Raw genomic sequence first — 12,584 nt, 5'->3', positions numbered from 1 at the left:
TCGAGCGGGGAGCCCCGGCAGGGGGGGCGACCTTGCTGGAATCAGTGGAGGCCGCGCAGGCCGCCACTGTTACTCGCCGTACTTGCGCAAATAGCGCTCATACCCGTCGCGCCACCCCCCCGACCCAAAAGCTCCACCACTTTCGTGCACGACCGAAAGCCGCCATGTGCCCATGCGCAGGCCCTTGAGTTCAGCCTGGCGGCAGAAGTCCATATCGTAGAAGTGGAACGCGAACTGATCGTCGAAGCGCAGGCCGGCTTCGATCAGCTTCGCGCTATCGGCGATCAGCATGAGCCCGTCCAGCAGCTTGACCTCGACACCGGACGGACCAAACGTGGACACGATGTCGCAAGGGAAGCCCTTGCCGTGACCGACCGTTCCGCTCAGATAGCGCGGCTCGTCCCATTTGAACTCGGGCGATACGAACGCCCATGACGGCTGACCCGGCACCCGGCGGGTGTTGCCGGCGAGCCCGACGACGTCGAAGCGCGCGAGCCCCTCGACGATCCGCTCGCTCCAGAAGAAATCGTGCAGCCAGACGTCGTCGTGAACGAACACCAGAATCGCTGGATGGTGCGCGGCGTAGTCGATCGCTTCGTTGTAGATCGTGGACAGACCGCGCGCGTTGTTGTCGAACAGATGCAGCTGCGCGTGCTGTAGATGGTTGTACAGCTTCAGCGAGCGGCCGAGCGCCGTCTCGTTCGAGAACTGTTGCGGGTTGCGGCGCGTCCCGCAGACGAATCGGATGGGCTTCATGGTTCAAACTCGATTGTTCGGGGGAGCTCAGGCATCGCGTCTAGCCACGGACCAGCCGCAGATCGACGGGCGCGACGATGGGGCGTGTCGACGACGGTTGCGCGGCGAGCGGATTGGTCGACTCCGAGACGTCGAACGATTCCGCCGGCAGGCCGTCACACCAGCGCCGCCACATGACGCGCAGCGCCTGCGTGACGGTCGCGGCCACCAGCTCCGGACGGAACACCGGCGACTGCGCACAACGTTCGCGCATGCCGGCGCGCAGTGCCGCCAGAGCGTCGAGATCCGACGCCAGCGCCACGCCCTTGCGCACGAAATCGTCCTTGTCGCGCGCGACGAAATCGGTGAGGCCCACGTGGGTCATCGCGGTGAGGCCGCTACGGCCGGGCACCGTGTCGCCGGGCAGCGTCAAGGTGGGAACACCCATCCATAGCGAATGCAGCGCGGTGGTCAAACCGGAGAACGGGAAGCTATCGACGCAGAAGTCGACGCGGTGATGTTGCTGCAGATAGACGGGTACGCTCGCACGTGCCATGAAGTCGAGGCGGTCCCGCGCAATGCCTTCTTCGGCAAACCACTCGGGCAGCTTGCCGAGGCTGCCGTCACGCGGCATGGCGCCGAGCACCATGCGCGAATTCGGCACCGCGTGCATCAGCCGCGACCACAGCGCCACGACGTCGCGGCGCAGCTTGTCCATCCGGTTGAAGCTGCCGAAGGTCACATAGCCCTTGTGCAGAGCGGGCAGCGCATTGACCGGCGGACACACCGCATCGGCGACGAACGGCGCCACCGCCGGCAGATAGGCGATCTTCTCGGAGAACTGGCTGCGGAACTTGTCGGACGGTACCCAGAGCCGGTCGGCGATGAAATAGTCGACGGCATCGAGCCCGGTGGTGCCGGGGTAGCCGATCCAGCAGGCCTGGACGGGCGCGGGTTTGCGCGCGAGCGTCAGCAGCCGGTTGTGCGCAGTGTGCCCGGCGAGATCGATCAGGATGTCGATGCCGTCGGCGCGGACCATGTCGGCGATCGCGTCGTCGTTCATGCCGACGACATGGCGCCAATGGCCGAAGATCTTGCGCAGTGAAGCGGTCGTGCCATCGTCGAGATAGGTGTTCGAATACGCATACAGCGACAGCTTCGGATCGCGCGACAGGTGCGCCGCGACCGGCTCCAGAAAGCTCGCGACGGCGTGGCGGCAAAAGTCGCCCGAGATGAAACCGACGCGCAGCGCGCGTTCGGGATCACGTGTGTTCTCGTGACGTGGCCACTTCGGCTTCAGCGGCGCTTCGAAGTGCGCGGCGAAGCGACGATGTTCGGCGAACAACTCGTCCGGCGCGATGGCCTCGTTATGCGTCATGCAGAACAGCAGGTTATTGTAGGCCAGCTCGAAGTTCGGATCGATGGTGAGCGCACGCCGGAACTCGTCGATGGCGTCGGACAGGCGCCCTTGCTGCATCAGCGTGACACCGAGCGAGTTGGGCGTGAAGCTCGAGGTTGGGTCGAGTTCCATCGAGCGTCGCGCGAACTGCTCTGCCTCGTCGAGGCGGCCCGTTTCCTGGAAGATGATGCTCAGCACGCGGTGCCCTTCCGCGCGGCTCGGGTTGCGTTCGATCAGGCGCCGGCAGAACGTTTCCGCCTCGGCGTGCGATCCCTTCGATGCGAGGATGCTAGCGAGCACCTGAAGCGTGTCCTCGTCGTTCGGCCACAGGCCGTGCGCAATCCGCGCGTACTTCAACGCTTCGTCGTATTGGGTGAGTCGGTGCAGGGCGACGGCCAGCACCTTCCAGCCGAACCCGTGATCGGGGAAGCGCTGCGCCATTTTGCGGGCGCTTCGCGCCGTCTCCTCGACCCGCCCGGTATTGAACAGTTCGGCTAACGCGTGGACTTCGCGTTCCGTCGGCGCAGCTGTGCTGGTCTGGCGCGGCCTGGTCTCGACGACGCTGTCAGGGGCAGCCTTCGGCTCGGGAACCTGTGGTTGCGGCGCGGCCGGCTTCGCCGGCGCGACCTTGGCGACCGGCTGCGTGCTCACCACCGTCATGATGCCGATCAGCTTGTCGATGGCGGGGCCCGCCAGACCGCGTTGCTGGGCCATTTCGAGCGCGATCCAGGCGGCCTTCAACTGGTCGGCTTGCAACAGGCCGTCAATGTAGTTGGCCCAGTACTGAAGCTGGTTCGGGGCGACCCCGATCGCGCGCTCGTGGTAGGGGAGCGACGCCTCGGGCTGCAACAGGCGAATCAGGATCACGCCATACCGGTGATTGGCGTCGGGGTGCTCGGGATAGGCCGCCAGCACACGCTGGTAAAGCTTTCCCGCCTGTTCGTAATCGCCGCGGCCGTCGAGCGCGAGCGCGTTGCGCATCGCGCACGCGGCGTCCAGATGCTGGCGTACTTCACCGTCGAGCGGCAGCAGCGCGGCAGCCCGTTCGAGCGGCGCGAGCGCGCCGTGCAGGTCGCCGCGCCGCAGGTGCGCGTAGGCGAGCGTTTTCCAGCCGTATCCATGGGCGGGGAGAGCCGCGATCATCTGGCGCGCCAATGCTTCGACGCTGTCGTGCATGCCTTTGTCGTGAAGCGTCTGTATGGTGGCGACGAACTCCGCGGCGAGATTGGCCAGTTCATCGGCCGCGGGCACGTTCCCGTCCGGCGTCGGTGCGCCGCTGTCGAACTTGATGCCGTGCCGGCGGCCCTCTTCCCGGACCCGTTCGGCCTCGGCGGGCTGGTCGGCCATCGTCAGCGCGTTGGCATAGACGTGCCAGTACTGCGGCGAACGCGGTGCGGCCGTCACAGCGGCTTTCAGATAAGGCAGGCTGGCCGCGGGCTGCTGCAACTGCAGCGCCAGAATGCCGAGATTGTGATTGGCATCGGGATGAGCCGGATCGGCCAGCAGGATCGAGCGGTAAAGCTGCTCCGCTTCGGAGAGCCGCTGTGCCTGATGATGGCTCAGGGCCTGTTGCAGGTCGGCTTCGGTAGTCATGTGTGCCCTTGTGTACGTCGATTGCAGGCATCGCACGACGAAGCCCTTCGTGGTCTGGCTTCTGGGAATCGTCGCGGATGGGGCGTAGGCGCGCCTCGCCCAAACTGGCATGTCGGATCAGTCTATCCAGACGCGAGGCAACCGATTGGCCGAGTAAAGGCTGGATTTCCTTGCTGTTCGTCGCGAACAGCCGCTGCCGTTTTTGCGCGCGAAAAAAAAGCCCGCACGGGGCGGGCTGGAGTCAACGGCCATGCCGTCGATGCGGCGGGATTTCGCGTGGATGCCATACGGCGTCCACGCGCTCGCCGTCTTGGACTACAGTTGCGCGATCTGGTGATACTGGCGGACCGCCTTGCTGGAACTGGTCGCAGTCCGGTATTCCGCCTCGAGTTCGTCGCGCGATTCCTGTGCGCTTTCGAGCAGCGCCGCGTCGAGTGCCTGAATGCGCCGGATCACGTGGAGGGTCGCCGGCGTTTGTTCGGCCTGGATCGACATCAGGAGCGGTGAGCGCTGTTGCGCCAGACCGGCAGCCTTCTGCCAGTCGTAAAGGCTCGCGGCGAACGCGATCTGCTGTGTCAGTCCGAGCACCTGTTCGACGAGCTCGGTTTGCTGTGCGGCATGCCGCTCCTGAGTCATGACCCTCTCCCGGATGGTTACGACGCGTTCTTGGCGAGCGCGCCCTCGCTATTCGTGCCGCCGAACAGCTGCGTCAGATACTGCGAGTTGCTGTTGGTGGTCGCCATCAGCGAATTCAGCGCGGTGAACTGGGCCGAGTATTGCGACGTGAGTAGCGCTTCGTACGCGGTGAGCGAATTCGATTGCGTGGTCACGCTCTTCAGGTCGGCGGTCAGTGCGCTGGTGCGAATGTCGATCACGCCACCGGTCTTGGTGAACGTCGCGATGTCGGTGTTCATCTGCTTCGCGATGCCGTTGGTCGAATTGAACAGCGTCCCGACTTGCGTCGGGTTGTTCTGCACTGCGCTCGTGAGCGTCGATGTATCCACCGACAACGTGCCGTCCGAATTCATCGAGATGCCGATAGACGACAGTGAGGCGGTCACCCCCGAGCCGGAGACGCTCGTGCCCAGCAGGTTGCCCAAGGTGGACCGAATCGTCTGGAGCATCGAATCGCCCAGCAGCGGGCCGCCTTGCGAACCTGCCGACGCGCTCGAGTTGAACGACGACAGCGAGCTCATCGCGCTGACGAGCGAGTTATAGGAACTCACGAAGGATTGGACGTCGCTGATCTGGCTGGTGGCGTCCGATGCGACGGTCAGGGTCTGCGTCGTGCCGACGGAGGCCGAGCCCAGATTCATCGATACGCCGGCGAGCACGCTGGTCACCGAGTTGCTCGAGCTGGTCGCCTTCGTGCCGTTAATCGTGAACTGCGCGTCCTGTGCAGCGGTAGTCTGGTTCCACGCGATCGTCCCGGCCGACGTGATCGTCGAGGCGCCGCTCGCGCCCGTGCCCGCGGCCGAGGTGACGCCGAGGCTCGACAGTCCGTTGTCGTTGGCCAGATTGCTGACGGTCACGTTGATCATGTTCGACGCGCCCGTCGTCGACGAGCCGAGCACCAGGTGCGAGCCGTCCGAGCCGGTCACGATGGTCGCCGTGATACCGGGATTCTGGCTCGAGCCGTTGATTGCCGCGGCGATTGAGCTCAGGCTGTTATTCGATGACGTCACATTGAGCGACATCGACTTGTCGCCGACGGCAATCGTCAGCGTGCCGGTGCCGAGTCCTGCCGCTTGCGTCGACGTGAAGGCGCCCGACGAAATGCTTTGTGCCTGGGCGATCTGCGTGACGTCGATCGAGTAGGAGCCGGACACGGCGCCCGAACCGGCGTGGGCGGTCAGACCGCTACCGCTGGCGGTCGCCGTGAAGTCGGACTGGAAAGCGCCGGTTGCAAGCGGTGCGAGGCTAATCTGGAGGCTCGATAGCGCGGACGAAAGCTGGCCGATGGCTGAAATCTGCGTGTTGTCGGTCGTGGCCTGGGCGGTGAGCGTCGCGGCCTGTCCGGCCACCTTGGCGTTGACCAGCGCCGTCGTGAGCGACTGGACGTCGAGCGTCGAGTTGCCTGTCGACCCGGCAATGAGGGATTGCCCAGCTTGCTGCAGGGCCGCGGCCGCCGCGGCTTGAGCCGCGGCCCGCGGCCGCGGAGGCTGATGTTGATGACGACGAGCCGGAAATCGTTGACATGAGAATGCTCCATGCGTGGTCGCGGCCACGCGACGGGGGAACTTGCCTGCGGCCAGATATTCAGCGCGTCACGCGCCGTCCTGCACAATGCACAGCGGGAGGACGAGCCTCCCGTTTGAATCGTCGTGACGCGACGGGGCGTGTTGCCGCTCACCACCCCGTCTGCGTCACTCTACCTGCGCCAGTATTACTGCAGCAGCTTCAGAACTTGCTGCGGCTCCGAGTTGGCCTGTGCCAGCACCGAGATACCGGCTTGTTGCAGCACTTGCGCCTTGCTCAGGTTCGCCGTTTCTTCCGCGAAGTTAGCGTCGGTGATCTGCGCGTGTGCGCTCGACAGGTCGGTCGATTCGGCTTGCTGCGAAGTCGCGATACCGGTGAAACGGTTCTGTGCCGCGCCCAGCGTTGCCTGGATGTTGTTGATCGTCGCGAGAGCGTTGTCGATCGATTCCATCGCGAGGTTCGCGCCGGCGGTCGTGCTGACGTTGATGTTCGCAACTGAGGTCGGCACGTTGTCCGTGTTGACCGATGCCAGTGCCGAGCCGGCCGTCTGCGCTGCCGACGTCGAGCCGATCGTCGTTTGGGCGCCGTTGAAGGCGCTGATGCCTGCGCTCGAACTCGTGAACAGGTTCGTTGCAGCCGTGCTCGAAAGCTGGCTGCCGTTCTGGTCGACGTACTCGAAGCCGCCCGTGCCGTTCGATTCGACGGTGATCGACGTGATGGTGTTCGACGTGCCTGCGGTTGCTGCCGAGCCGTTCGTCGCGTTCAGGTTGAGGCCCGAGAGGGTGCCGAGGACCGTACCCGCTGCCGCAGCCGAGCCGCCGCCGGTCGAGAACGCAGCGTTGACCGACGTCAGTTCGTTGGTTTGCAGCAGGCCGTTACTCGCGCCGGTAGCCAGAGAGATCGTCGAGATGCCGCTTGCCGAACCTGCAACCGAGAACAGGTTGTTGGACGCCGTCGACGACAGCGTCTGGTTGTTCTGGTCGGTGAAGGTGAAGCCGCCCGTGCCGTTCGACAGGATGTTGATCTGAGTGATCGCGCCCGTGCCGCCAGCGGAGTTGGCCGTGCCGTTCGCGTTCAGGTCGAGACCGGTGATCGTGCCGAGCGTGTTGCCTGCCTGCACCGTGCCCGAGCCCAGCGAAGCGGCCGAAACGCCCTGGCTCAGGTTCAGGCTGATCGTCTGACCGACGTTCGAGCCGACCTGGACATTGATGGTGCCAGCCGTGCCGTTCAGCAGGTTGATGCCGTTGTACGTCGTCTGCGAGGCGAGACGGTTCACTTCAGAGATCTGCTGTGCAACTTCCTGTTGCAGTGCTGCCTGGTTGCTTGCCGACAGCGAGCCGCCTGCTGCCTCGTTCGCGAGCGAACGGATCGTTTGCAGGCTTTGCGTGATCTGGCTCAAGCCGGTGCTTGCCGTTTGCACCATCGACACGCCGTCGTTCGCGTTCGAAACGCCCTGGTTCAGGCCGTTGATTGCGGTTTGCAGGGTCGTGGAGATCGCGAGGCCGGCCGCATCGTCCGCCGCGCTGTTGATGCGCTTGCCCGACGACAGGCGGGTAATGGCCTGCGAGAGTGCGCTGCCGGAACCAGTCAGGTTTTCCTGAGCCGTCAGCGAATTGATATTACTGTTGATGCTAAGCATGAAAATTCTCCTGTAGAGGCATGAGCCCTAAACCTGCCAGTGGTGGCATCGGCGGAAGCACGTGTTCATTGCTGGCCGCCTCAGTGAAGGTTGACGGCCCGCCTCCAAAAAACTTGAGCAACTTTCTGTAATGGCGACCTAATTGTTTGCCGCGCCCGGCGGGGTTCGCGGGCGCGAGCCCCATCCTGTCTGACCGGCGCGATGCGCTGCAGGTGATCGAAAGTGGGCGTATTGTCGTTCGCTCGTCCGTTATCGATCCCGGAGAAAATCATGCAAAAGCGCAGGATTGGCCGTTCCGAATTGCAGGTCGTGCCGCTGATGTTCGGTGGCAATGTATTTGGCTGGACCGCCGACGAGGCGACATCGTTTTCGATCCTCGACGCGTTCGTCGACGCCGGTCTTAACTTCATCGACACCGCCGATGTCTACTCGGCCTGGGTGCCCGGCAACCAGGGCGGCGAGTCGGAGACGATCGTCGGCAAGTGGTTCCGTCACAGCGGCAAGCGCGAGCAGATCGTGCTCGCGACCAAGGTGTCGAAGCATCCGCAGCGCAAAGGGCTGTCGGCCGCGAACATCCGGGCTGCGGTCGAAGACTCGCTGCGTCGCCTGCAAACCGATTACATCGACGTCTATTTCTCCCACGACGACGACACCGCGACGCCGCTCGCGGAAACGCTCGGCGCGTATCAGACGCTGATCGAGGCGGGCAAGGTGCGTGTGATCGGCGCGTCGAACTACAGCGGCGCGCGCGTCGAGGAGGCGCTTGCGGTGTCGCGCCAGCACGGGCTGCCCGAGTATCAGTTGCTGCAGCCCGAATACAATCTGTACGACCGCGCGCAATACGAGCGCGACAGCGAGCCGATGGCGCTCGCGAATCATCTCGGCGTGGTGGTCTATTACAGTCTCGCGAGCGGGTTCCTGTCGGGCAAATATCGCAGCGAGGCCGATCTGGCCGGCAAGGCGCGCGGGAGCGGGGTCGAGAAATACCTGAACGGGCGCGGCTTGCGGATTCTCGGCGCGCTCGACCGTGTTGCGCAACGGCATGGCAGCACGCCGGCTGCGATCGCGCTCGCATGGCTGATCGCGCGGCCGAGCGTTACGGCCCCCATTGCGAGCGCGACCTCGGTCGAGCAGCTGAAAAGCCTGGCCGCGGCCGTCCGGCTATTTCTCACAGCCGACGATATCCGCGAGCTGGACGAAGCGAGCACCTGACCGGACGCACACCTCGGCCGCCGACGCGGGCGGTCCGCGCCGGGGGAAAGCCTGGCGCAATCGGTAAACCCCTGGTAGGATGGGTAGTTTCCTGATATTATCGAGAGTGAATTGAGATCTTTGCCTGTTTCGTCAGTGTTCTGCATTGATGAAAGGTTGGCGAAACGGCAACAGACGCGGCTTTTGTATTATGTCTGTCCGCGTTCCGCGGTGAACTCCCCACCTCTCTTTTCCGGCCTCCGTGGCCGCTTTGCCTCTCGCTTCATTCGTGGTTTGGCCGGAGCTGTCTATCAGCCTCGCGTTTGCCTGTTACTGGCCATGAATCGGAGCGACCGGAGAGCCGGCGCGTGATTGGTGACCTGAGTGGTTACCACCACGCAATTAAATCTAGTGATTGAGTTAGGAATTACATGACGACGATTCTTCTGAAAGAAAACGAGCCGTTCGAAGTGGCAATTCGCCGCTTTCGTCGCGCAATCGAAAAGAATGGCCTGATCGCTGAACTGCGTGAACGCCAGTCGTACGAAAAGCCGACCACGGCTCGCAAGCGCAAGAAGGCAGCAGCTGTTAAGCGCTTGCACAAGCGTCTGCGCAGCCAGATGCTGCCGAAAAAGCTGCACTAAGCACGCTTTTTATACGCACGCCGAACGGCGGTGTGAGCTTCGAAAGAAGCCACATCGCCGTTTTGCTTTGGGGCGCGCGATTTCACTCCGTGCGTCCAGCTGTTACGCCGCGCTCCTCAGCAGCTCGGCCGACAGCCCGAATTCGCGCGCGATCGAGCCCAGCCGCTCTTGCCACTCCCATGTGCCGAATGCGTCGTGCACATTTTGCAGGCAACTGAGCAAAGCGATGGTCACCGGGTCATACACATTGATGCGGGCCCGCTGCAGCGCTTTTTTCAGCGCGGCCACGCCGACACCCATGTAAGCGGGCACCTCGGCCGGTGGTTTGCCGATGAAGCGCACGGGCACGCCTTCCATCGCCGTCATATAGTCTCGCGGCCTGATCAGGTTGCCGACCGGGCAGCCGCCGCAATAGCCGCGGTAGGCGCCGCCGCCCCTCGGCAGCAAGGCGGCGCGTTTCTGGTCGAACAGATGCGTGACGGACTGATCGTAAATGTCCTGATGGGTCAGGAAGCTAAGTGATTTCATGGTTGGTCTCCCGCGTCCGAGGCGGTGGTTATTTGTTGAGCGCGCATCGCTTGAGGGCATGGCAACGAGTATCCGCCCCGGGTCGTCCGACGAAGGGCCGACTATGAGCATGAAACGGCTCCAATTCGCGCTTTTGCGCGTCCCCCAAACGCTGTCGCTCACCCCGCCTTAGGGCGACGCCCTTTCTTTCCCAGGGACGCGCATCGCTCGCGGCACATGCAGTTCGTCTCATGATCGTTGACCATGCCGACCGCCTGCATGAATGCATAGCAGATCGTCGAACCGACAAATTTGCAGCCGTAGCGCTTGAGACCCTTACTTAGCGCGTCCGATACTTCCGTCGATGCAGGCGCGTGCTTATACGAAGCCCATTCGTTCTGAATCGGCGTGTCGTCGACGAATGACCACAGGAAGTTCGCGAGCGAGCCATGTTCGGCCTGGATCTGCTGCACGGCGCGCGCATTCCGGATGGCCGCCTCGATCTTGCCGCGATGTCGCACGATGCTTTGATCCGCGACGAGCGCATCCACGTGCTTCGACGTGAAGGCTGCGACCTTGTCGATGTCGAAGTCGGCGAACGCGCGCCGATAGCCGGCGCGCTTGTTGAGTATCGTCGACCATGACAAACCGGCCTGCGCACCTTCAAGCACCAGCATCTCGAACAGGTGCTGATCGTCGCGCGACGGCACACCCCACTCGGTGTCGTGGTACTGTGCGAGCGCTTCGCTCGATACCCAGTTGCATCGTTGTGTCACTGTCGCGCTCCCGCGTGGCCATGTGGTTCGCCAGCATAGCGGAAGCGGTGTGCGCCGCAAGCTGGCCATTCGGCTAATTGCGTGATTCCAATTGACCTGCCACGCTACGAGTCATTCACCCACGGAACTGATTCGATTCGATGAACCACGACTTCTTTCTGATTGGCGTCGACGGCGGCGGCACCGGCACGCGCGTCGTGCTCGACGACGCGCAGGGCCGCGAACTGGCTCAGGCGACAAGCGGCCCGTCGGGTCTTGGGCTCGGCATCCCGCGCGCATGGCAGTCCATTCAGGCCGCCTGCGGCGAAGCGTTCGAGCGAGCCGGAGTCGCGCTTGACTGGTCGCGCTGCGTGCTCGGTTGCGGACTCGCGGGCGTCAACAATCGCGACTGGCTCGCCGAGTTTCACGACCAGGCGCCGCGGCTAGCCGGACTGGCCGTCGAGACCGACGCCTACACGACGTTGCTCGGTGCGCACGATGGCGCGCCCGGTGTGATCGTCGCACTCGGCACCGGCAGCGTCGCGGCATCGCTCGCGAGCGACGGCGAATTCCGCATGGCCGGCGGCTACGGCTTTCCATCAGCCGACGAAGCGAGCGGCGCGTGGCTCGGTCTCCGGCTGATCGTGCACGCGCAACATGCGCTCGACGGCCGCGCGCCCGTCGACGAACTCGCGCGTGCGCTGCTCGCGCATACCGGCGCGCGGGATCGCGACACTCTCGTCGTCTGGCTGTGCGCGGCCAATCAGACCGCTTATGCGCGGCTCGCGCCGATTGCTATCGAGCACCGCGCACATCCGTTCGCGGCGCGGTTGCTCGGCGAGGCCGGCAGCGAAGTCGGCAAGATGATAGCGGCGCTGGACGCCACGGGCACGCTGCCGGTCGCGTTGTGCGGAGGCCTCGGTGCGCCGTTACGCGAGTATGTGCCGCACGCGTATCAGGCGCGTCTGTGCGAGCCGCGGGCAGATTCGGCGCATGGCGGCTTGCAACTGGCGCGGCGCGAAGCGCGGCGGCTGGCCGGACGAGACCTGTAAAATATCCGCTTTGACGCTGCCTCGACGGCTCAGCCGCCGGACTCACCATGTATAAAGTCATCGCCACGGATCTCGACGGCACACTGCTCAACGCCGACCACCAGGTCGACCCGTTCACGATCGCCACGGTGCGCAAGCTCGAAAGCGATGGGCTGCGGTTCGTGATCGCCACGGGGCGGCATTACTGTGACGTCGCGGGCATCCGCGATCTGCTCGGCATCAATCCGTATCTGATTACGTCGAACGGCGCGCGCATTCACGCGCCTGATAACACGGTGATCCACGCGGACGATCTGCCGCCAGCGACCGTGCAGCGTCTCGTGCAGCCCGAAATTGCCGGCGCGCATGGCCGAGTGATCGTCAACCTGTTTGCGGACGACGCGTGGCTGATCGACCGCGATGCGCCCCATCTGCTGGCGTTCCACCAGGATTCCGGCTTCACTTACGAAGTGACCGATCTGCCGAAGCACGACGGCGTCGACATTGCAAAGGCGCTGTATATCGGCGAACCCGCCGATCTCGCGCAGGTGGCCGCCAATCTGGAACGCGAATTCGGCGAGCGACTGTACGTGACGTACTCGTTGCCGGATTGTCTGGAAGTGATGACCGCGAATGTGTCGAAAGGGCGCGCGCTGCAGATCGTACTCGAGCGCCTCGGTGTCGATGCGTCGCATTGCGTCGCGTTCGGCGACAACATGAACGATATCGATCTGCTCGAGACGGCCGGCCATCCCTTCATGATGAACAACGCCAATCCCGATCTGATCACGCGTCTGCCGCATGTGCCGCGCATCGGCAACAATTTCGAAGCGGGCGTTGCGCATCATCTGCGCAAACTGTTTGCGCTGAGCGACGAACTGGCGTCCTGAG

11 protein-coding genes are annotated in these 12,584 nt (G+C 64.0%); 4 read left to right on the top strand and 7 right to left on the bottom strand.

Annotated elements, in window-relative coordinates; translation table 11 throughout:
* Positions 1 to 69 precede the first annotated feature (69 nt).
* The 5 genes from OKW43_RS12925 to OKW43_RS12905 form a co-directional block, all read right to left on the bottom strand.
* Positions 70 to 756 (bottom strand): glycosyltransferase, encoded by a 687-nt coding sequence (locus tag OKW43_RS12925; RefSeq protein WP_187632523.1) that lies wholly within the window; start codon positions 754 to 756, stop codon positions 70 to 72.
* A gap of 40 nt (positions 757 to 796) precedes the next feature.
* A complete protein-coding gene (locus tag OKW43_RS12920; RefSeq protein ID WP_429447700.1) occupies positions 797 to 3,727 on the bottom strand; it encodes a tetratricopeptide repeat protein in 2,931 nt (976 codons plus the stop codon).
* A 315-nt stretch (positions 3,728 to 4,042) separates the two neighbouring features.
* Positions 4,043 to 4,363, bottom strand: coding sequence for a flagellar protein FliT (fliT, locus tag OKW43_RS12915; protein ID WP_187632525.1), 321 nt, complete (start codon positions 4,361 to 4,363; stop codon positions 4,043 to 4,045).
* A 17-nt stretch (positions 4,364 to 4,380) separates the two neighbouring features.
* Positions 4,381 to 5,844, bottom strand: coding sequence for a flagellar filament capping protein FliD (gene fliD, locus OKW43_RS12910; RefSeq protein WP_429451656.1), 1,464 nt, complete (start codon positions 5,842 to 5,844; stop codon positions 4,381 to 4,383).
* Between the two features lie 269 nt (positions 5,845 to 6,113).
* Positions 6,114 to 7,565, bottom strand: a complete 1,452-nt coding sequence (locus OKW43_RS12905) for a flagellin (protein WP_429447697.1) — start codon at positions 7,563 to 7,565, stop codon at positions 6,114 to 6,116.
* A gap of 270 nt (positions 7,566 to 7,835) precedes the next feature.
* Here OKW43_RS12905 and OKW43_RS12900 point away from each other — a divergent pair, with 270 nt between their 5' ends.
* Entirely contained in the window at positions 7,836 to 8,777 is a 942-nt protein-coding gene (locus OKW43_RS12900; protein ID WP_429447695.1) for an aldo/keto reductase, read from the top strand.
* Positions 8,778 to 9,187: 410 nt separating this feature from the next.
* A complete protein-coding gene (rpsU, locus tag OKW43_RS12895; RefSeq protein ID WP_006050883.1) occupies positions 9,188 to 9,400 on the top strand; it encodes a 30S ribosomal protein S21 in 213 nt (70 codons plus the stop codon).
* 102 nt (positions 9,401 to 9,502) lie between these two features.
* Here the strand turns inward: rpsU and OKW43_RS12890 are convergent, their stop codons facing one another.
* Both OKW43_RS12890 and OKW43_RS12885 read right to left on the bottom strand, forming a co-directional pair.
* Positions 9,503 to 9,928 carry a hypothetical protein gene (locus OKW43_RS12890; RefSeq protein ID WP_429451654.1) on the bottom strand — a complete coding sequence of 142 codons (426 nt, stop codon included), beginning with the start codon at positions 9,926 to 9,928 and terminating at the stop codon, positions 9,503 to 9,505.
* 158 nt (positions 9,929 to 10,086) lie between these two features.
* The gene (locus OKW43_RS12885) at positions 10,087 to 10,683 is read right to left on the bottom strand and encodes a DNA-3-methyladenine glycosylase I (protein ID WP_187632529.1); all 597 of its coding nucleotides are present in this window, start codon (positions 10,681 to 10,683) and stop codon (positions 10,087 to 10,089) included.
* Positions 10,684 to 10,823: 140 nt separating this feature from the next.
* On the opposite strand from OKW43_RS12885, the gene OKW43_RS12880 reads away from it, so the two are divergent.
* Positions 10,824 to 11,714, top strand: a complete 891-nt coding sequence (locus OKW43_RS12880; RefSeq protein WP_187632530.1) for a BadF/BadG/BcrA/BcrD ATPase family protein — start codon at positions 10,824 to 10,826, stop codon at positions 11,712 to 11,714.
* Positions 11,715 to 11,761: 47 nt separating this feature from the next.
* Positions 11,762 to 12,583 carry a Cof-type HAD-IIB family hydrolase gene (locus OKW43_RS12875; protein ID WP_429447693.1) on the top strand — a complete coding sequence of 274 codons (822 nt, stop codon included), beginning with the start codon at positions 11,762 to 11,764 and terminating at the stop codon, positions 12,581 to 12,583.
* Position 12,584: the final 1 nt, after the last annotated feature.

Source organism: Paraburkholderia sp. WC7.3g, from assembly GCF_050436345.1.
Lineage (GTDB): Bacteria > Pseudomonadota > Gammaproteobacteria > Burkholderiales > Burkholderiaceae > Paraburkholderia > Paraburkholderia podalyriae.
Note: the sequence above shows the minus strand (reverse complement) of the source record. Positions and strands in the feature narration are given on the sequence as shown.

Bases quoted from the DNA above. Each gene is read 5' to 3' on its own strand.
- OKW43_RS12880 (WP_187632530.1), top strand. From the start codon at position 10,824: ATGAACCACGACTTCTTTCTGATTGGCGTCGACGGCGGCGGCACCGGC.
- OKW43_RS12925 (WP_187632523.1), bottom strand. From the start codon at position 756: ATGAAGCCCATCCGATTCGTCTGCGGGACGCGCCGCAACCCGCAACAG.
- OKW43_RS12900 (WP_429447695.1), top strand. From the start codon at position 7,836: ATGCAAAAGCGCAGGATTGGCCGTTCCGAATTGCAGGTCGTGCCGCTG.
- OKW43_RS12875 (WP_429447693.1), top strand. From the start codon at position 11,762: ATGTATAAAGTCATCGCCACGGATCTCGACGGCACACTGCTCAACGCC.
- OKW43_RS12920 (WP_429447700.1), bottom strand. From the start codon at position 3,727: ATGACTACCGAAGCCGACCTGCAACAGGCCCTGAGCCATCATCAGGCA.
- fliT (WP_187632525.1), bottom strand. From the start codon at position 4,363: ATGACTCAGGAGCGGCATGCCGCACAGCAAACCGAGCTCGTCGAACAG.
- OKW43_RS12905 (WP_429447697.1), bottom strand. From the start codon at position 7,565: ATGCTTAGCATCAACAGTAATATCAATTCGCTGACGGCTCAGGAAAAC.
- rpsU (WP_006050883.1), top strand. From the start codon at position 9,188: ATGACGACGATTCTTCTGAAAGAAAACGAGCCGTTCGAAGTGGCAATT.
- OKW43_RS12890 (WP_429451654.1), bottom strand. From the start codon at position 9,928: ATGAAATCACTTAGCTTCCTGACCCATCAGGACATTTACGATCAGTCC.